This window comes from Pseudomonas sp. CFBP 5748 (genome assembly GCF_053850495.1).
Genome location: NZ_JBSPTN010000011.1, coordinates 45,480 through 65,392, shown reverse-complemented (window position 1 = coordinate 65,392; position 19,913 = coordinate 45,480). Strand labels below are relative to the sequence as shown.

The following is a 19,913-nucleotide window of genomic DNA, read 5'->3' as shown; positions in this document are numbered from 1 at the left end:
GATCAGGTCTCGTTACAGCAAAAATTAGATAGATACATCCACGCGGAAGTAGATCGGCGCTTCGCGCTCGGTCAGGGCATCCGGACGTTCCAGGGAGTGGGCGAAGGTCACGCTGGCGCTCAGGTGCTCGCCGCGGGCGAACAACTCCAGCGAGTTGCTCGACATGCGCCCGTGCTCATCGCCGTTGTAGCGATTGCCGCGAATCACGCCCTGGTCATAACCGAGGCTGGTGCCGTATTCGGCGAACACCGGGCGCAGCCACTCCAGGGTCACCGGCCGGCTCCAGCGCAGGTCGTTGCGCCAGTAGCCGCCGCTGTCGCCGGACAGTGTCTGGTCCTTGTAGCCACGAATCGACGACAGGCCCCCCAGGCTCATGCGCTGCGGGCTGAACAACACGTCCTCACTGCGCTGGCCGGTCATCAGGCTGCTGAAGCTGAACGATTCGCCCCACACCTGGAACGGTTGCAGGTAGCTGAGGGTGGCTGTGTATTTGCGATAGCGCGCATCCGGCAGCCCAGGCCCCGGCTCGTGATCGCCCTGGGCATCGAGGGCGCCGATACCTTGTTGCAGGCCCAGGTCGAGGTTGATGAATGCGTTGCCGACCCGTCGTCCATGGTTGATACCGAACTGCGCTTCGCTGATGCGATTGCTGCTCTCGGCGAGTTTGCTGTCTTCGATGAAGTTGTTGGTGCGCAGGTACGCCAGGCCGGTGTTGAGCGAGGTCTTGCTCACGGCGTCGCGATGGATCACCCGTTCCAGGCGCACCTGATGGTTCTGGCTGTCGCCGCTCTGCTTGAAATTGAAGCCGTTGGCCTGGCCCAGGGCGCGGTATTCACTCTGGCTGTAGGTGTAGCTCAGGTTCCACCAGCCAAACGGCAGGTTGTAATAGAGCATGCCGTTGCGTGAGGTTTTCTGGTGATCGCTGACGGCATCGTGGCCGCCGCGCAAGGCCAGTTGATCGGCCAGGCCCAGGGGGCTGTCCCAGTCCAGGGAGGCGCCCCATTGCTGTTCGCCGGTGCTTTTCTGCCCGTCGTTATGCCGTGACAGGCCGGCGCGCCAAGGTTTCTGCGCGGTGTTATTGACCAGCACCTGGCTGCCACCGATGTTCTGCCCCGGCGTCAGTTCCATTTGTGCACGGTTGGACGGCAAACGGTTCAGCTGATCGACCATCTGCTCCATCTCCCGCAGGTTGAGCAGTTCGCCGGTTTTGCCGGGAAACGCCATCGCCAACTCGCGCTCCGACAGCTTACTGTTCTCGGCACCTTTCAGGCCTTCCAGGCGCCCCTCGACCACCAGCACTTGCAGGTGACCGCTGGACAGGTCCTGTTGCGGCAAGTAGGCGCGACTGGTGACCAGGCCTTTTTCCAGGTAGTAATCGGTGATGACCTTGAGCAACTGGTTAAGCTGCGGCACGCCCAGGCATTGGTTGAGGAAGGGCTTGAGCAGGCGCTGGCGCTCGCCTTCGGACAGGGCGTCGGCGCCCTTGAGTTCGATGGTCTTGATCGGGAAACAACGGGTATCGGCAGGTGCCGTGGGCTGGGCCGGCTTCGCCTCCTTGCCAGGCAGGTCCTTGAGTTCTTCAAGGCGTCGGCGCTGCTCTTGGAGCAGACGGTCCTGCCGTTCACGGATCAGGTCCGTGTCGCCGGGGGTTGGCGCGGCGACGGCAATGTTCATCGCTAGAAAACACAGCGACGCAACGACTAGCCTCGTCCCTAAGGCGAATACGGACATGTTCGATCCCTCGATACAGAAATGACAGCAGGCATGCACAGCAATGCGCGCACACCAGACCCTGCATATCGCTTTCGGTTCAAGAGAGCGGGAATTTTCCACTCAAAAAAGAGACGCGTCTCACAGGACGCGTCGAAAAACACAACACAAAACGACTGCTCGGATTGCGCAGACGCCTACAAACACTCATCCAGGAAACTCACCACAGTTCCCATGCAAGCCATCCGCTCCTCGATATGGGGCATATGGCTGGAGTGTTCGAACAACGCCCAGCGAATGTCGGGAACATGATCCACATAGGGCTTGACCACCAACGGCGTCGCTTCATCGTATCGGCCTGAAATCAACAGGGTCGGCACCCTGACGCGAGGCAAGCGATCGGTGATGGACCAGTCCTTCATGCTGCCGATCACATGGAACTCGGTGGGGCCATTCATGGCGTGATAAACGGTAGGATCGGCATCGATCTGGGCAAAGGTACGGGCGACTTCGTCGGGCCAGGGCGTGATACGGCAGACATGACGGTCGTAGAAAACCCGAGCGGCCTCAAAGTACTCGGTAGACGTCAAGGTTCCAGCCCGCTCGTGCTTGAGCAGTGTTTGCTGCACCTCAATGGGTAGCAGCTGGCGCAAGCGATTGACTTCAAGGAGCCAGGTGGACATGTCCGCCGGGGAGTTGGCGATGATCAACGCGCGCAAGCCCGCAGGCTGGAGCACCGCATGTTCGCTGGCCAACATGCCGCCCCAGGATTGCCCCAAAAGTGCGTAATTGTCGCGAATGCCCAGATGATCCAGCAGGTTCCCCAACTCATCGAGAAAAAGCGCCACGTTCCAGAACGAGGGGTCTTTTTCCGGAAGATGGGTGGAACGCCCATTACCCAGTTGGTCGTAATGAATCACCGGATAGCCACTGTTGGCAATATCCTTGAAAGCATCGACATAATCGTGTGTACAGCCCGGGCCGCCATGCAGGATCAGCAGCGGCGTACGGCCACTGCTGAAATCGCCAGTGATGCGATACCAGGTCTGATACGGACCAAAAGGCGCAAAGCCTTCGTGTGTTACGGGAAGATCCATTTCGTGCCGCCCCCTAGGAATCCTGCGGCACACGATACCGGGGACTGGCCGGCGGAATAACTAGAGAAACAGATAGGTTTTTGCCCGACTTCAGCTATCGAGCAACCGATAATGCACTGCCCTGACCACGGCCTGGACCCGATTCCTGGCGCCGAGCTTGTGCATTGCAGAAGTCAGGTGGAGGGTGATGGTGGCCAAGGAGCGATTCAGTTGCCTGGCAATGTCCGCCGCCGTCAACCCCTCAGCGGCTAATCTCAAGCACTCACGCTCGCGTTTGGTCAGGCGAACCGGGCATGTGCGGGCTTCCTTGACGAGTAGCGGAAAAGCCGCCTCTTGCAGGGCATGGGAAATCAGGCTGAAGTCGCCCAGCGTTTGCCGGACATCCTGCAGGGTGCTGCCCTTCGTATCGGCGCGCAGCCCGGTCAATGTCGCAAAGCCGCCCTTGGGCAAATGCATCGGCACCGTCACGCCACAGGTCATGCGCGAATCCTGCAGATAGCTCACGACCGGTGCATGACTCTGGCCGATGAACGGCTGCAGCACCGTGTCGGCCTCCGGTCGATAGGACCAGACAAAAGGAGAAATGGCATTGATTGCCAGATGCTGGACGGGGTCGATCTGGTAATAACCTTCTTCACACCAGAGCGAGTGCCAATCACGGGGGGTATTGCGCAACTTCAGCACAGTCGGGGTGATCAGTGCCCCATCATGATCCAGTGGCACCGGACTGTAGTCGTACACCAAGGCTTCAAAGCCTAACGCCTGGGCCATCCCCAGGGCGTTGTCCATCTGCTCGTCCAGGCTCCTGCCAGACAAAAGACGGGTATTGAAGTCAGACAGCTTGGCCTGCATCCATTCGGCTCCCTTATTAATTTCAATCCTGAAATCGTGCAAGTAGAATGCCACGCCTGAGCGAGGGAATGCCAGATCAAACCTATAAGAATTGCTAGCTTATGGGCACGTAGCTTCCTCGGTAAGGTTTAGCCAAAGGGCGGCACCTGGGCAGGAGAGCAATGATGTGGCGAGAGATCGAGCCGGACCAGCGGTACGACCTGGAAGTCGATGGTCATCATCTGGTGGCCTATGGCTTTGGCGACGGCGACGAGGTGCTGTTGTGCCTCAATGGCGGCCCGGGATTGCCTTGCGATTATCTGCGTGACAGCCACGGCTGGCTCAAGGAAAAGGGCTTGCGGGTCATCGCTTTCGATCAGTTGGGTACCGGTGCCTCGGCCAGGCCTACTGACGAATCCCTGTGGGACATCACCCGTTATGTGGCGGAGGTAGAGACCGTCCGCCAAGCCCTCGACCTGGGCAAAGTGCACCTGCTAGGGCACTCCTGGGGTGGCTGGCTGGCGATCGAGTACGCCATTCATCACCCCCAATCGCTGAAAACCCTGATCCTGGAAAATACCGCCGGCGATATCCCTCACCTGTCTCTGGAGCTCGAGCGTCTGCGGGCGGCCCTGGGCAGTGAGACCGTCGCGATGATGCAGCGCCATGAAGCCTCGGGCACCCTGGATCATCCGCAATACCAGGCGGCCATCACTTTGCTCAACTATCGCCATGTCTGCCGTCTGGACGAGTGGCCAGCACCGGTGACACGTTCCCTGGGCGACTGGAACATGGGGCCTTACATGACCATGCAGGGCCCCAACGAATTTCTCTATACCGGCAATCTCAAGGACTGGAATCGCATCGAGCAGATGGCCAGCTTCGAAATGCCCGTGCTGATCACCACCGGTCAACATGATGAACTGACGCCAGCCTGTGCAATGCGCATGAAAATGGCGCTCAAGGATGTACAACTGAATGTGTTCCCCAACAGCAGCCACATGCCGTTCTACGAAGAGCCCCACGCCTATTTCCCAGTCCTGCTGGACTTTCTGCACCGCCATCGGAACTAGCCCATGAACCTGGCGCGCTACCGTTTCATACTGTCGCGCCCGCTACAGCTATTGCCGGTGCTGTTTGGCATCAGCATGATCACCTTTGTGCTCGTGCGCTCAATCCCCGGGGACCCCGCCCGGGCGCTGCTGGGCTCGCGCAGCACGCCGGAGGCGCTGATCAGGATTCGTGCCCAGTACGGTCTCGACCAGCCCTTGTGGATGCAGTACTTCTACTTTCTCAAGAACCTGTTCAAAGGCGATCTCGGCCAATCGCTGCTCTACAAAGTCGACGCCTTGAAGCTGATCAGTACCCGCATTGAGCCAACCTTGTTCCTGGTGCTCGGCAGCGTACTGCTGGCGCTGCTGATTGCCGTGCCCCTGGCAACGGTGGCGGCGCGCAACAAGGGCGGCTGGCAGGACCACCTGATTCGCCTGTTCACCACGGCAGGGCTTGGCATGCCGGCGTTTTGGCTAGGCATCATGTTGATCCTGCTGCTCAGTGTGCAGTTGGGGCTGTTCCCGGTCTCAGGCTATGGACGTACAGGGTGGGACAAACTGCATCACATGGTTTTGCCGTGCCTGACCATTGCCTTGGCACTTTCCGCCGTGCTGGTGCGCAATCTGCGCGCCAGCATGCTCATGGAGCTACAAGCCGATCATGCCACCGCCGCACGGGCCCGGGGCTTGTCCGAGCGGGCGATATTTCGTCGGCATGTGCTGCCCAACTCCCTGGTACCGGCGGTCAACCTGCTGGCGGTGAACATCGGCTGGTTGATCAGCGGCACGGTGGTCATCGAAAGTCTGTTTGCCATTCCCGGCATCGGCCAATTGCTGGTACGCGGCATCTTTACCCGCGACTACATGGTGGTCCAAGGCGTGGCCATGGTGCTGGCCCTCGCCACCGTCACGGTCAATTTCCTCGCCGATGTGCTGACCGTGATGATTGATCCGCGGGTGAACATGCGATGAGCGGCCAGGCCCTCAGTCCCACCTGGCGACTTGCGCTGCGTTTGGGCTTGCGCAACGGTCGCCTGGCCACCGTGCTGGGCCTGGCGATTCTGTTTGGCTGGCTGTTGCTCGCACTCTTCGCCCCCTGGGTCGCGCCCTTCGATCCGATTGCCCAGAACACCGATATCCGCTTGCTGGGGCCGAGCCTGGCCCATCCGTTCGGCACGGACAATTTCGGCCGCGACGTTCTTTCCCGAGTGATCTGGGGCGCGCGCATCGACTTGCAGATTTCCGTGATCGGGGTGGTTTTCCCGTTCTTGATCGGCACTTGCGTCGGCGCCTTGGCCGGCTACATCGGTGGCCGGTTCGACACGATCTGCATGCGCCTGATCGATATTATTCTGGCCTTCCCCTTCCTGGTGCTGATGTTGGCGATCATGGCCATCCTCGGCCCCGGCCTGAGCAGTTTTTATATTGCGATGGCTTTGGTGGGTTGGGTGTCCTATGCACGGCTGATCCGTTCGCAGATTCTGGTGCTCAAGGAAAGCGATTTCGCCTTGGCGGCGAAAAGCCTGGGCTTCGGTCATGGACGCATTCTGTTTCGGCACCTGTTGCCCAATGCCATGTTCGGTTCGATTGTGTTCTCCATGTCCGACGCGGTGCTGGTACTGCTCAATGGGGCGGCGGTCAGCTACCTCGGCCTGGGGGTTCAGCCGCCCACCGCCGAGTGGGGCACGATGGTCGCCGAGGGCCAGAGTTTTATCACCAATGCCTGGTGGATCTGCACCTTCCCGGGACTGGCGATCGTCACCCTGGCCATGGGCTTCAGTCTGCTGGCTGACGGTGTCGCCGAGCACCTCGGAGAGCGTCCATGAGCACACCGGTGTTGCACGTCGAGGACCTCAGCGTGATCGCCGGCCACGGTGAGAGCGAAGTCACGCTGGTGGATCGTGTGTCATTTGACCTGGCCGAAGGCGAAATCCTCGGTCTGGTGGGTGAAAGCGGCTCAGGCAAGACGATGGCCTGCCGGGCCTTGATGCGCTTGCTACCCTCTTCAAACCTGCGGGTCCAGGGCAAGGCCGTGCGCCTTGCCGGTGAGGACCTGCTGTCGCTGGATGAAGCCGGCATGCGGGGCATACGAGGTCGGCGGCTGGGGATGATTTTTCAGAATCCCGGCAGTCATCTTGACCCGTTGATGCGTATCGGCGAACAGATCGGCGAGGGCATACGCCTGCATCAGGGGGCGTCCAAACGTGAAGCTCGGGCGAAGGCCATTGATGTGTTACGCCAGGTGGGCATTCCCGATCCGCTACGGCGGGTCGACAGTTATCCCCATGAGTTTTCCGGTGGCATGCGTCAACGCGCCATGATTGCCGTGGCATTAGGTTGCAACCCTCAGGTGCTGATCGCCGATGAGCCGACCACCGCCCTGGATGTCACGGTACAGGCACAGATCCTGCGCCTGCTCCTGGATTTGCGCGACCAACGTGGCCTGTCAATCATCATGATCACCCACGACCTGGGGGTCGTCGCCCAGACCTGTGACTCGATCGCGGTGATGTACGCCGGTCGGCTCTGCGAGCACGGCAACAAGCTTGATCTGCTGGCTCACCCACGACATCCCTATACGGCGGCCCTGATCGACTGCCAACCGGCTACCAGCGCCGGCCATGCCATGCTCAAAACCATCGCCGGCCAGCCGCCTCTGCTGGATGCGCTGCCCACCGGTTGCCGCTTCAATCCACGCTGCCTTCAGCAGGGCAGCCAGTGCACGCGGCTGTTGCCACAGATGCAAGTCACGGCCGAGGCACACCGAATCGCCTGCCATTACCCGTTGCCTGTGGGAGCTTCGTCATGACCCTGTTGCAAGTGAAGGATCTACAGGTGCGCTTCGCCGCCCCTGGCAGTGGTCCGTTCGGGATCAACAGGCAATGGGTGAAAGCCGTCAACGGTGTATCGCTGAGTCTGGCCACCGGGCAAGTGCTCGGGCTGGTGGGTGAGTCGGGCAGCGGCAAGAGCACCCTGGGTCGGGCCATCTTGCGCCTCACTGAGGTCAGCGCCGGACAAATCCTGTTCGATGGCGTGGATATGGCTCAAGGCAAGCGGATCGACATCGAGCGATTGCGCCACGAAACCGCGATGATTTTCCAGGATCCTTATACCGCGCTCAATCCGCGATTGAGCATTGGCGACACCCTGGCTGAAGTGCTGCGAGTGCGATGTGCGATCCCTGCATCGCTGATTCGCCATCGGGTCGATGAATTGCTGACCCTGGTCGGCCTGCGGCCGGAGCTGGCCAACCGCAAACCGGGTTCGTTGAGTGGCGGTCAATGCCAACGTGTAGGAATCGCCCGGGCACTGGCCATCGAGCCACGGTTGATCATTGCCGATGAATGCGTGGCCGCGCTGGACGTTTCCATCCAGGGACAGATCATCAACCTGCTGCTGGAACTGCGGCAGCGCATGAACCTGGCGATTCTGTTCATCGCTCACGACCTGGCGATCGTTCGGCGGCTATGTGATCGGGTCGCCGTGATGTACCTCGGCGAGATCGTCGAGCAAGGCCCCACGGAGGCCGTGTTCAGCAGCCCGCGGCATCCCTATACCGTCGCGCTGATCCAGTCCATTCCACACATCGACCCGACTCGATCGTTGCTGAGCGAACCCCTGCCTGGCGAGCCACCCAGCCCCCTGAACCTTCCATCCGGCTGCGCTTTTCACCCGCGCTGCCGGTATGCACAACCCATCTGCGCGAAAACGCCGCCCCCCATCCATGACATCAATGGACATCGTTATAGCTGTGTGCTCGGAGAGCCATTGCTCTAAAAAAACATTCATCAATAGGGAGTTTGACCATGCGATCGAAACATTTGAAGTTGCTGACCGCCGCGACGTTGACCGTTTGTACCCTGGCGGCCGGTGTCGCCCAGGCTGCAGGCGTGCTGACCATCGGTTGCCGTGAAGAAAGTACGACGTTCGACCCGATCAAAAGCGCGCAAAACCGTGATAACTGGGTGTTCTCCAATGTTTACGACGTATTGGTGCGCGTCGACAACACCGGCACCAAGCTGGTACCGGGGCTGGCCGAAAGCTGGCACGTTTCCGACGATGGCCTGACCTATACCTTCAAACTACGCTCGGCCAAATTCTCCGACGGCTCACCGATTACCGCCAGCGACGCAGCGTTCAGTCTGTTGCGCATTCGCGACAACAAAGGGTCGCTGTGGAGCGACTCCTACAAGATTATCGACAAGGCCCAAGCAACCGACCCGCAGACACTGGTGGTGACACTCACGAGCCCTTCAGTCCCCTTCCTCGCGCAGCTGGCGTTGCCCAACGTCTCCATCCTGTCGCAAAAGGCCATGGAAAAAATGGGTGAGGAAGCCTATGCCCAGGACCCGGTTGCCTCTGGCGCCTTTGTCGTCAAGGAATGGCTACGCGGTGATCGCGTGGTGCTGGAGAAGAACCCCAACTTCTGGCAGGCCGACAAGGTGAGCCTGGATGGCGTGGAATGGATCTCCATCCCCGATGACAATACGCGGATGTTGAAGGTACAGGCCGGGGAACTGGATTCGGCGATCTTCGTGCCCTTCTCGCGCGTCGAAACCCTGAAGAAAGATCCCAACCTGGTCGTACACATGGATCCCTCCACCCGTGAGGATCATCTGCTGATCAACCATGAGCACGGATTGCTGGGCAAGCCTGAAGTACGCCAGGCCCTGGACCTTGCGATCAACAAAAAATCCCTGGTCGATACCGTGACGTTCGGCCATGGCCAGGTGGCGTATTCCTACATTCCTAAAGGCGCGCTTTATCACAATGCCGATAATCTGCAGCGCCCGTACGACCCCGAAAAAGCCAGGAAAATGCTGGCAGATGCAGGCGCCTCAGGCCTGAAGCTCAACTATGTGGTCAATGCGGGCAATGAAGCCGACGAGCAGATCGCCGTGCTGGTCCAGCAACAGCTCGCAGCGGTCGGCGTCACAGCCACCTTGCAGAAAGTCGACCCAACCCAGAGTTGGCAAATGCTGATCGACGGCGATTACGATCTATCCGTGATGTACTGGACCAACGACATCCTCGACCCGGACCAGAAGACCACCTTCGTGTTGGGACACGACACCAACATGAACTACATGACCCGCTACAAGAACGACAAGGTCAAGGATCTGGTCGCGGCCGCGCGGGTAGAAGTCGACCCGACCAAGCGCAAGCAGATGTATACCGACCTTCAGGCGATCGCCAAGCAGGACGTCAACTGGATCGATCTCTACTACAGCCCGTACATCAATATTTCGCGCAAGAACATCGAGCACTTCCAACAGAACCCACTGGGGCGCTTCTCTCTTGAGGAAACGGTGAAGCGCTAGCGAGCAGTGGCTTTCATCCGAGTCGGATAGGGCCAGTGGCAACGCCTCGATCACGAGTCGAGGCTTGCCACTTGATGGCCAAGCAACATCGGTCGCTCCCCGGTCATCTCGCACAGCAGCGCTGTGACGGCGTTCCCCTCAACCGTGCCGTGCTCTTGCAGAAAGCCCGCCACGGCGCTGACAGCCGGCCAGTAGCGATGCACCAGACAGCTGCAACGGGCAATGGCCTGGGATTCGGCATCAAGTAGCTTGCGCGAGGGCAGCAGGCTGATCAATTCGAGCCCCCGGTCCAGGTCTCCCCGGCCGCTGCCCCTGATCAACCGGTCGGACCTGCGGTGCCGGTAGACCGCCTCGGCCACCGGCCCCGCGAAGCAATGGAGCAGGTCACGTTCAATGGCATCGACCATCGAGGGCAGGTATTCAGCGATCCCCGGAGCGTTGAAGGCCGGACGCGGGACAAGATAATCCGCTTCCACCATCCCTTCTGCGTAAAGGGGATTACCGCACAGGTCGAACAGAGGGCCGGTGCAGGCCTCGGCCTTGGTCCGCACGGTGATGCGTTTTATCGGTTGACCGTTCCACCAAAAGGCCAGGGCATGACCCGCTTCATGGAAGGCCGTGCTGCGCGGGCATTTGTTCATTATTGGGTCCGTCACGGCAGGCGCCATTCATATCATCTACCTCATCTGCCAGCCCCCGATAAAAGATAATTCCTATCGCCCGTTAATACTGCGCCTATTAGCTATCTGGCAGAGGGGGGCTAGCCTTAATTCAGGCTGGTGTAATCCGGCCCGTTGAAACCTGATAAGAGATACGAAGACTTCAGAAGCGTACTGGGCTTGCCGTGGGCCGCCGTATTGGCAACCAGATTGCCGTGTGGTCACAACGATCAGTTGAACGAACTGTGAGCCCTGCACCTACGTCCTTGATTTCACCTACCGCTATAAAGCCCGACCGGGCCGGATAGCTGGATGAACACGACCAAAGGTAGCTCCTCATGGCAAACGAATCGAAATGTCCGTTCAATCATGCCGCCGGCGGTGGCACGACCAACCGCGACTGGTGGCCGAACCAACTGAATCTGAAGATCCTGCACCAGCACTCCTCGCTGTCCGACCCCATGGGCGAGGACTTCGATTACGCCCAAGCGTTCAAGGGCCTGGATTTCCAAGCCCTGAAAGCAGACCTGCGGGCGCTGATGACCGACTCCCAGGACTGGTGGCCGGCGGACTTCGGCCACTATGGGCCGCTCTTTGTCCGCATGGCCTGGCACAGTGCCGGTACCTATCGCACCGGTGACGGGCGCGGTGGGGCGGGTTCCGGCCAGCAGCGTTTTGCGCCGCTCAACAGCTGGCCGGACAACGTCAGCCTCGACAAGGCCCGCCGGCTGCTCTGGCCGATCAAGCAGAAATATGGCCGCAACATTTCCTGGGCCGACCTGATCGTCCTCACCGGCAACGTCGCGCTGGAGTCCATGGGCTTCAAGACGTTCGGTTTTTCCGGTGGCCGCGCGGACGTCTGGGAACCGGATGAAGACGTCTATTGGGGTTCCGAAAACAAATGGCTGGGCGGCGACGTCCGCTACGGCAAACCGGATAAAGCCGCCATGCAGGATCCTGGTGAAGGACAACTGGTGGCCGAACCTGGCAACGAAGAAAGCCGTACCGACGAAGGGCGCAACCTGGAGAACCCACTGGCAGCGGTGCAGATGGGGCTGATTTACGTCAACCCGGAAGGCCCCGAGGGCCAACCGGATCCGGTCGCCGCCGGGTTGGATATCCGCGAAACCTTCGCCCGCATGGCCATGAACGATGAAGAAACCGTGGCGCTGATTGCCGGCGGCCACGCTTTCGGCAAGACCCACGGCGCCGGGCCCGCGGACAATGTCGGCGCCGAGCCTGAGGCCGCCGGCCTGGAGCAGCAGGGCCTGGGTTGGAAAAGCACATTCGGCACCGGCAAAGGCGCCGATACCATCACCAGTGGCCTGGAAGTGACCTGGACCACCACGCCCACCCGCTGGAGCAATAACTACCTGGAAAACCTGTTCGGCTTTGAGTGGGAGCTGACCAAGAGCCCGGCCGGTGCGCACCAATGGACACCAAAAAATGGCGCAGGCGCCGGCATCATCCCCGATGCCCATGACCCGTCCAAACGGCGTAATCCAACGATGCTGACCACTGACCTGGCGCTGCGCTTCGACCCGATCTACGAAAAGATCTCGCGGCGTTTCCTGGAGAACCCGGAGCAATTGGCCGACGCCTTCGCCCGCGCCTGGTTCAAGCTGATCCACCGCGACATGGGCCCGCTCTCGCGCTATTTGGGCCCGGAACTGCCCAACGAAGAATTGCTGTGGCAAGACCCTATCCCAGCGGTGGACCATGCCCTGGTCAACGACAGCGACGTCAGCGCCCTCAAGGGCAAGCTGCTGGCCTCGGGCCTGTCGGTTTCACAGCTTGTGTCTACTGCGTGGGCCGCCGCATCCACCTTCCGTGGTTCCGACAAGCGCGGCGGCGCCAACGGTGGACGCCTGCGCCTGGCCCCGCAGAAAGATTGGCCCGCCAACCAGCCGGAACAACTGGCTCAAGTGCTGGCGACCCTGGAGAAAGTCCGGAACGAGTTCAACACGGCCCAGTCCGGTGGCAAAAAGATCTCCCTGGCGGACCTGATCGTACTGGGCGGCAGTGCCGGCATCGAACAAGCGGCAAAAAATGCCGGGCTCAGCGTGACGGTACCTTTCTCGCCGGGACGCATGGACGCGAGCCAGGAGCAGACGGATGTCGAGTCGTTCGGTTTTCTCGAACCCATCGCCGATGGCTTTCGCAACTACCTCAAGGGCCGCTACCGCGTGTCCGCCGAGGCGCTGTTGATCGACAAGGCCCAACTGCTGACCCTCAGCGCGCCGGAAATGACGGCCCTGATCGGCGGCTTGCGGGTGCTTGATATCAACGCCGACCATGCTCAGCACGGCGTCTTCACCCAACGGCCAGGGGCGTTGACCAACGACTTCTTCGTCAACCTGCTCGACATGGGCGTGGAATGGAAACCGCTCTCCGACACCCAGCAAGCGTTCGAAGCCCGCGACCGCAAGACCGGCCAAGTCAAATGGACCGGCACTCGTGTCGATCTGGTCTTCGGTTCCAACGCACAGTTGCGGGCCTTGGCTGAAGTCTATGCCAGCGCGGATGCCCAGGGGCAGTTCGTCAAAGACTTCATCGCGGCGTGGGTCAAGGTGATGAACCTGGATCGGTTTGACCTCAGGTAAGCAGAGGCCGAGGGCATGAGGTCTTGCAAGGAAGCGGCCTCATGAACTTTTCTTCACCCCACACCCCCGTGTGATTGGGTAAAGTCCCCTCGCTCATTCAAGAAACTAAGGTTTTAGCCCGCTCTCCCAGCGGGCTTTTTTTTGCCTGGCATTCAGGCCTGGGATTGAGCGTTATCCAACTCAGGCAAGGCTCGCGCCACCGTTGGTTGAGGTCGCTTCGACAAAGGCTGCTCCAGGGCCTCCCGCCCGTAAAACACCAGCGCCATCAGCCAACAACTCAACCAGACGAAAATCCCCGCCCAGAACGTGTGCGACATGTAGTGCCAACCCTGCAGGACCCGTGTCGTGCCGTAGATAAACCCCAGGGCCAGCGCCCCATACATCAAGGCTTTGGAATGGCGCCAGCGGTAACGGCGCGCAACGAAATACAACGCCAGCATCGTGAAGCCGCCGGAAGCATGACCGCCAGGCCAGCAACGACCGTCGCCGGCGACTTTCAGCAGGTTGAAATTCTGGAACCATTCCTTGTGCTCGATCTTGCCGGCGTACTGGGTGGTTTCCACCGGGCAATACACGCTGGTATGACCTTTGAGGTAATGAATGACGCCAGTGCTGAGGGAAAATGCGAAGACCACATAGAGAAAATCGCGCCGATGCTTGTGGGCAAAACGCAACGGCGCGGCCAAGCGGGTCTTCTCCAGCAGGCGAAGTAATCCCGGGCGTCTTTCCGGTTTGAAGATCGGCCAGACAAACGACAACAGCGCCCCGATAATCGCTGCCTCGCCGGTCCAGTTCGGGATGATCCTGGCCCACTTGTGGGTGATTTTCTCGAACAGCCCCACGTGCCCCAACGGAAATACCTGATGCAGCGGGTCGTAGAATAAATCGCTGAAAGCGATGTCGATGCGGGTCATGTCAAACAGCAGGAACACCACCACGGCGAAGACCAGGGGAATTCCAAGATTGAGCCCATAGAAACGGGCGCGAGCAGACGTCAGCATGGGCGGTCCTGATCGTGGGAAAAATTACTGAAACGCCACCGAGCGCCAGTCAGATGCTTCGATAAAACCGAGCAACTGCGGTGCTTGTGGCTGGGCGGTGGAAACGAACAGCGAAGCGCCGTAGCCAAACGTCGAGGTCGGCCGCTGGAGCGTGGTTTCCAATGCCTGCATGCATTCGCTGTGGGTGACCAGAATCAGGTTACGCCCGGCTACTTTATGGGCCAGGGCATTGCGCAGAAGGTCGTGGCGGCAATTGAACAGCCAGGTGTCGCCAGCACTCACCTTGTTGAACATGTAGCCCGCCGTCTGGGCCGCACGGACCAGAGGGCTGTTGTAGAGGTCGGCGTTGTCCAGGCCCAGTTGTTCGAACCGCGCCCCCAGGCCCACCGCAACGGCACGGGCCCGGTCAGTGATGCCTTCGCGATCATTCAGGCACGCGGCCTTGGAGTGGTCGCAGCGTTCGACATGGCGTACCAGCACGATCATCTCCCCCTTGGCCCAACCCTCGGTCAACGCCCGGGCGCCGGCGACGTTGCCGTGGGCAAGATCCGGTATCGCAGCCGGGCTCAGCAGCCAGAGGGTCAACGGGATCACCAGCAGTGCCGCCGCCACGACCACCACGGCGTTTCGGTAACGGGCAAACCGGCGCGTATCGATCGAGCGCGTCAGGCCGAAAAGGCTCAGTCTCAGTTCCACATCAAGCCGCCCCGACGGCATCCACCCAGTCATTCGATGGCGCGACAGTAGAGAGACCGACGTCGGCAGGCAGTGAAACCGATGTGAAAAAAAGCTTGGAGGTATGCACCTGGATATTCAGCAATCCTGGTGTCAAAAAAAATCTTTCAGATCCAGGGGCAGCGGCCGATATAGCCCTGCACACGTTTTTGCTGGCTCTTAACAACAACAACCTTCCAGCGTACCGACGATCAAGCAACACAACGTTCCTGGAGGATTTTGATGAATAGCTGGTTTGGCAACATTAGCGTCAACATGAAATTGGGCCTGGGCTTCGGCCTGGTGCTGGTCCTGACCTGCCTGCTGGCCCTGACCAGTTGGACCAGCCTGGGCGGTCTGATCGACCGTAGCAACTGGATGAGCGACATCACCCAGCTCAATGCCGGCCTGACCAAATTGCGGGTCACGCGTTTGCAATACATGCTGACCAATGGCGACGAGACCGCCGCACAAAATGTGCAGACCACCCTCGACGGTTTCGTGGCGCAACAGAACGCACTGCTCAGCAGTTTCAAGAGCCCGGAAAACGTCAAACTGCTCAAGGAGCAGAGCGCGACCATCAGTGCCTATCAGGTGTCCCTGAACAAAATGCGCAGCGCCTATCGCACCGGCAACACCGCCCGTGACGCCATGGGCGCGAACGCCGATATCGCCTACAAGCTGATCGAGACCATCGATGCCGACGTGCGGCAAATGGCCCTCGGCGATGAACGCTTCGCCCAGTTCCAGGCCATCACCCAGGCCAAGCAGGCGTTCATGCTGGCCCGCTATGAAGTGCGCGGCTACACCGCCAACAGCAACGCCGACACCGAACGCAAGGCCGTTACCCAACTGGACGCCGCCATTGTCTCGCTCAAACCGTTGAATGAGCATTTCTCCAGCTCCCGCCAGGATGAACTGCGCCAGCTGGAAAACGCCCTGGCCCAATACCGCAGCGCCTTGCAGGCCTTCAAGCTGGCCACGGCCGATGTGGTGCAGGCACGCAAGGAAATGACTGAACAGGGCGCGACCATCGTGTCCCTGAGCGAGCAGCTGTATCAGATCCAGCTCGACCGCCGCGACGCCGAAAGCGCCCAGGCGCGGACCCTGCAACTGACCAGCACCTTGCTGGCGTTGCTGATGGGCATCATTGCGGCCGTGATCATCACGCGCCAGATTACTGGACCGCTGCGTGAAACCCTGGCCGTGGTCGAACGCATCGCCAGTGGCGACCTGTCGCACACGGTCATCGTCACCCGCCGCGATGAACTGGGCGTCCTGCAACAAGGCATTGCGCGCATGGGCGTGACCCTGCGCGACTTGATCAGCGGCATCCGCGATGGCGTGACCCAGATCGCCAGCGCCGCCGAAGAGCTGTCTGCCGTGACCGAGCAGACCAGCGCCGGGGTCAACAGCCAGAAAGTCGAGACCGATCAGGTCGCGACCGCCATGCACGAGATGACCGCCACCGTTCAGGAAGTCGCACGCAACGCCGAAGAAGCCTCCCAGGCAGCCGCCGCCGCAGACGGCGAAGCCCGTGCCGGCGACAAGGTGGTCAGCGAAGCCATTGCCCAGATCGAGCGCCTGGCCAACGAAGTGGCACGTTCCACCGATGCCATGACCGTGCTGCAACAGGAAAGCGACAAGATCGGCAGCGTCATGGACGTGATCAAGGCCGTGGCCGAACAGACCAACCTGTTGGCCCTCAACGCCGCCATCGAAGCGGCGCGCGCCGGTGAAGCCGGTCGTGGGTTCGCCGTGGTGGCCGACGAAGTCCGTGGCCTGGCCCAGCGCACGCAGAAATCCACCGAGGAAATCGAAGGCCTGGTAGCCGGCCTGCAGAACGGCACCCAGCAAGTGGCCGCCGTGATGAACAACAGCCGCAGCCTCACCGACAGCAGCGTGGCCCTGACCCGCAAAGCCGGCGTATCACTGGGGAACATCACCCGCACGGTGTCGAACATCCAGTCGATGAACCAGCAGATCGCCGCCGCCGCCGAACAGCAAAGCGCCGTGGCCGAGGAAATCAGCCGCAGCATCATCAACGTGCGCGACGTGTCCGAACAGACCGCTGCCGCCAGCGAAGAAACCGCTGCGTCCAGCGTCGAACTGGCGCGGTTGGGCAATCAGTTGCAGATGATGGTGAGTCACTTCCGCGTCTAACGTCCGACTCACTGTGGGAGCGGGCTTGCTCGCGAAGGCGGTGGGTCAGTCAAGTTCAATACTGGCTGACCCGACGCCTTCGCGAGCAAGCCCGCTCCCACAGGGTTTGCATCAGAACAGACCACGCATCGCCCTTTCGTACAAATCCTCCGCCCTCGTCCTACCGCCTTTTATTGCGCGCTCCTGTACGGTTTCCTGAACCCGAACATTTCGTTCGAACAGGAGATGGACAACACATGGACGTAAGCGACGACTCTCTGTTGCACAGGCTCATCGAAGCCCCCATCGGCAAGGACAACACCGACTTCAGAACCGCCCTGCAGCGCATGGGACTGAACTCGGTTTTCGACATCATGCGCATGGGCAAGACGCAGTTCGCCCTTGAGCTCGGCCAGCACACAGACGTGGATGCCGGGCAGGTCTATGACAACGCGGCGTGCTATGCCGGCCAGATCAGTCGCCTGTATCAAGAGCAGCAAATATCCTCCAACGACACCAGCCAGCGCGTGCGCCGCAGCCTGGGCTCGAACACGCTATCGGAGTCCACTCGCTATCAGGCGCTGTTCAAAGAGAATTGGGATCAATTCTGCAAGGAAGGCGATATCGCCGCATTCGACTCCCCCGTGGCCTATCTGCGGGCGCTGTATCTGTTTGCCGGGCAGCTGGAAAAAGCCTCCCCGTCCGCCGACAAAATCACCTTGGAACAACGTCGACCGGATCTCAAAGGGTTAGAGATCAATCGGCAGAGTGCCTTCGTCGCGCAACCAATGCTCGGCATCGTCAATGAAACCTTGCGCAGCCAGATCGAGGCGCACCTGGCAGACACCGGCAAGACCGTCCACGAAGTACTGGCCAGCGAACATTACCCCTTCACCCTGCCCTACGACCTGCATCATCACCAATGCCTGCTTGGGCTGGGCGCAAACAAACCGGCCCTCGGCGAGTTGAATTATCGGGCGAGCCTGAAGGTGCCGTTTGCCCCAGGCGACACCGTTTACGGGGTCGTTTCGCAATCGCGTATCGAGGCGCAAAAACTGCTGTCCGGGCTCAGTCCAGAGCAGCAGAAACTCCTGATCGAACCGCCCGGTCCAGATGCCAACATCGGCGTCCTGAGGAAAAGCTATGGCATTGAAAATATCAATCTGCTGGATGATCCCGAGTTCTTCAAGGCACGCACCGGGCTGACGACCGACCAGCTGGAGCAACTGCTGGCGCAAGGCACCTACCGCCCTCGCCCCTCAACCAACAGCCCATCCTCCAACCATTCCAACTATGGGGCCGCCTACATCAACTGGCCGGCCTCGACGCCAGCCCTGGCGCTTCTCAATTCAGCGAAGACCTTTACCCATGTATCCCGTGAACGTCTGGCCCGCTTGCAGCGAATGATCCGACTGCACCGCTGGACCGGTATTCCCGTTGCCGAACTGGATACGCTGATCGTCAATGCCCTGCGCGCCGAAGGCAGCACAACGATGGCGCTCAACACCAATACCTTGCGCACGCTGGGGGTCTATCGGTACCTGAATCAGCGCCATGGCATCGCGCCTGAAGAATTTGCTTCGCTACTGCATGACATGCCGACCCATGCTTGTGGTGAGCGCGTTCCGTTGTTCGACCAAGTGTTCAATCGCACCCAACTGCTTGAACACCCTCAGGTAGAAGACCTTGCCACGACGGACCTCAAGACCTTCAGCTATCTCAGTGCCGGCCTTGGACTTCCCATCACGCAGGATTCGCTGCTGCTGCTTGCCAAACAGGCCGAGAAACACCTTTCATCGTTGAAACATGATTTATCCACTGTCTCGTCACTCTATCGCCAGGCCCGTATCGCGCGGATGTTCGGGCTCACGCCCTTGGAGTGCACAGAACTGGCCCATTTATTGGGCGGGGAACATTTCTGCAAAACCTTGGTGACCGGGTCACTGCGCACGTATAAATCCCTGAGCCCCGACATGCTCGACGTGCTGATGGCATTGGATTGGGCCGTCGACTGGCTCAGGCAAAACAACCGTGATGTGCTGCAATGGTGTCGCCTGTTCGACACCACGGAAAATGACCTGCCGCTGAATCAGAACCTGGAGAAGCGACTGGCGACACTGCTGGCAGACGCCAACCTCGGCGATGAGCGACGCCTGGTGGAAACCCTGCTGCACGACATGGCTGACGTGTCCGCCGAATATGTTCCCGCCGTACTGCAAATGGCCGACACCAGCGCCATGGCGATTGTCGAGGCCATCAAGGCCTCCCCGGGGAAAATGCCGTTCCTGTTGGCGACGGTGCTTCGCGCGGCCCAGGCCTGCCATGGATTGCACCTGGGCAGCAGCACACTCCAGCAGTTGATGAACAAGCCAAAGTGGCTGACTTCCAAGAGCTCGGGAACGTTGACGCCACACACGCGGTACCTGCTCGAACGCTTCAGCCACCGCGCTCGCCATCACGCGCAGTCAGAAGAAAGCCTGTTGCATTACTTGCACCTTGCCAATCAGCGTACGCAGGACCCGGAGGAAGATGCCAATAGCCTGCTGGCCAGGCTGCTGGAGTGGAGCACCGATGAAGTGAGCTGCCTGACCGCGCAATTGCAGCACAAACGCGCCACATCAATGGAGGCCGTGGATTGGGTCATGCGTTGCCAGGCCTGCTGCAAAAGTACAGGACTGTCGGCCAGCCTCTTGCTCAAGGCAACCGCACTGAACGCCGACAGCGCGACCTCGGACTGGAAGACCGTCGGTGAAACACTGATCGCGGCCTGCCACTGACACCCG

The 19,913-nt window shown here is 60.3% G+C and carries 15 protein-coding genes and 1 pseudogene; 10 read left to right on the top strand and 6 right to left on the bottom strand.

Going from position 1 to position 19,913, the window contains the following annotated elements; genetic code table 11:
- Positions 1-24: 24 nt before the first annotated feature.
- The 3 genes from ACWNZ1_RS22665 to ACWNZ1_RS22655 form a co-directional block, all read right to left on the bottom strand.
- Positions 25-1,731: a ShlB/FhaC/HecB family hemolysin secretion/activation protein gene (locus tag ACWNZ1_RS22665; RefSeq protein ID WP_280944665.1), complete on the bottom strand. Its 1,707-nt coding sequence runs from the start codon at positions 1,729-1,731 to the stop codon at positions 25-27.
- A gap of 176 nt (positions 1,732-1,907) precedes the next feature.
- Positions 1,908-2,807, bottom strand: a complete 900-nt coding sequence (locus ACWNZ1_RS22660; RefSeq protein ID WP_135843587.1) for a proline iminopeptidase-family hydrolase — start codon at positions 2,805-2,807, stop codon at positions 1,908-1,910.
- A 90-nt stretch (positions 2,808-2,897) separates the two neighbouring features.
- Positions 2,898-3,659, bottom strand: a complete 762-nt coding sequence (locus ACWNZ1_RS22655; protein WP_135843586.1) for a LuxR family transcriptional regulator — start codon at positions 3,657-3,659, stop codon at positions 2,898-2,900.
- Positions 3,660-3,823: 164 nt separating this feature from the next.
- Here ACWNZ1_RS22655 and ACWNZ1_RS22650 point away from each other — a divergent pair, with 164 nt between their 5' ends.
- Genes ACWNZ1_RS22650 through ACWNZ1_RS22625 form a run of 6 tightly spaced genes read left to right on the top strand, consistent with a single transcriptional unit; the run spans position 3,824 to position 10,011 of the window.
- Positions 3,824-4,711, top strand: a complete 888-nt coding sequence (locus tag ACWNZ1_RS22650; protein ID WP_456027899.1) for a proline iminopeptidase-family hydrolase — start codon at positions 3,824-3,826, stop codon at positions 4,709-4,711.
- A gap of 3 nt (positions 4,712-4,714) precedes the next feature.
- Positions 4,715-5,662: an ABC transporter permease gene (locus ACWNZ1_RS22645; RefSeq protein ID WP_046063111.1), complete on the top strand. Its 948-nt coding sequence runs from the start codon at positions 4,715-4,717 to the stop codon at positions 5,660-5,662.
- Entirely contained in the window at positions 5,659-6,516 is an 858-nt protein-coding gene (locus tag ACWNZ1_RS22640) for an ABC transporter permease (protein ID WP_456027898.1), read from the top strand. Before ACWNZ1_RS22645 ends, ACWNZ1_RS22640 begins: the two co-directional genes overlap by 4 nt.
- Positions 6,513-7,499: an ABC transporter ATP-binding protein gene (locus tag ACWNZ1_RS22635; RefSeq protein ID WP_256454218.1), complete on the top strand. Its 987-nt coding sequence runs from the start codon at positions 6,513-6,515 to the stop codon at positions 7,497-7,499. Before ACWNZ1_RS22640 ends, ACWNZ1_RS22635 begins: the two co-directional genes overlap by 4 nt.
- Positions 7,496-8,467 carry an ABC transporter ATP-binding protein gene (locus ACWNZ1_RS22630; RefSeq protein WP_456027897.1) on the top strand — a complete coding sequence of 324 codons (972 nt, stop codon included), beginning with the start codon at positions 7,496-7,498 and terminating at the stop codon, positions 8,465-8,467. The genes ACWNZ1_RS22635 and ACWNZ1_RS22630 overlap by 4 nt, the downstream gene beginning before the upstream one ends.
- Positions 8,468-8,496: 29 nt before the next feature.
- Positions 8,497-10,011, top strand: a complete 1,515-nt coding sequence (locus ACWNZ1_RS22625) for an ABC transporter substrate-binding protein (RefSeq protein ID WP_456027896.1) — start codon at positions 8,497-8,499, stop codon at positions 10,009-10,011.
- Between the two features lie 50 nt (positions 10,012-10,061).
- Here the strand turns inward: ACWNZ1_RS22625 and ACWNZ1_RS22620 are convergent, their stop codons facing one another.
- Positions 10,062-10,652 carry a hypothetical protein gene (locus ACWNZ1_RS22620; RefSeq protein WP_135847943.1) on the bottom strand — a complete coding sequence of 197 codons (591 nt, stop codon included), beginning with the start codon at positions 10,650-10,652 and terminating at the stop codon, positions 10,062-10,064.
- Between the two features lie 356 nt (positions 10,653-11,008).
- On the opposite strand from ACWNZ1_RS22620, the gene katG reads away from it, so the two are divergent.
- Positions 11,009-13,273 (top strand): catalase/peroxidase HPI, encoded by a 2,265-nt coding sequence (gene katG / locus ACWNZ1_RS22615; protein WP_256454216.1) that lies wholly within the window; start codon positions 11,009-11,011, stop codon positions 13,271-13,273.
- A gap of 152 nt (positions 13,274-13,425) precedes the next feature.
- On the opposite strand, the gene ACWNZ1_RS22610 is transcribed toward katG, so the two are convergent.
- Both ACWNZ1_RS22610 and pmrG read right to left on the bottom strand, forming a co-directional pair.
- The gene (locus ACWNZ1_RS22610; RefSeq protein WP_135843579.1) at positions 13,426-14,274 is read right to left on the bottom strand and encodes a phosphatase PAP2 family protein; all 849 of its coding nucleotides are present in this window, start codon (positions 14,272-14,274) and stop codon (positions 13,426-13,428) included.
- 24 nt (positions 14,275-14,298) lie between these two features.
- Positions 14,299-14,970: a lipopolysaccharide core heptose(II)-phosphate phosphatase PmrG gene (gene pmrG / locus ACWNZ1_RS22605; protein ID WP_256454215.1), complete on the bottom strand. Its 672-nt coding sequence runs from the start codon at positions 14,968-14,970 to the stop codon at positions 14,299-14,301.
- Between the two features lie 261 nt (positions 14,971-15,231).
- Between pmrG and ACWNZ1_RS22600 the strand changes: the two are divergent.
- The 3 genes and pseudogenes from ACWNZ1_RS22600 to ACWNZ1_RS22590 form a co-directional block, all read left to right on the top strand.
- Positions 15,232-16,245, top strand: a pseudogene (locus ACWNZ1_RS22600) (methyl-accepting chemotaxis protein); the annotation flags it as partial.
- Positions 16,246-16,287: 42 nt separating this feature from the next.
- On the top strand, positions 16,288-17,151 hold the full coding sequence (locus ACWNZ1_RS22595) for a methyl-accepting chemotaxis protein (RefSeq protein WP_406550203.1): 864 nt from the start codon (positions 16,288-16,290) through the stop codon (positions 17,149-17,151).
- 236 nt (positions 17,152-17,387) lie between these two features.
- Positions 17,388-19,907: a Tc toxin subunit A gene (locus ACWNZ1_RS22590; RefSeq protein WP_256454214.1), complete on the top strand. Its 2,520-nt coding sequence runs from the start codon at positions 17,388-17,390 to the stop codon at positions 19,905-19,907.
- Positions 19,908-19,913 lie beyond the last annotated feature (6 nt).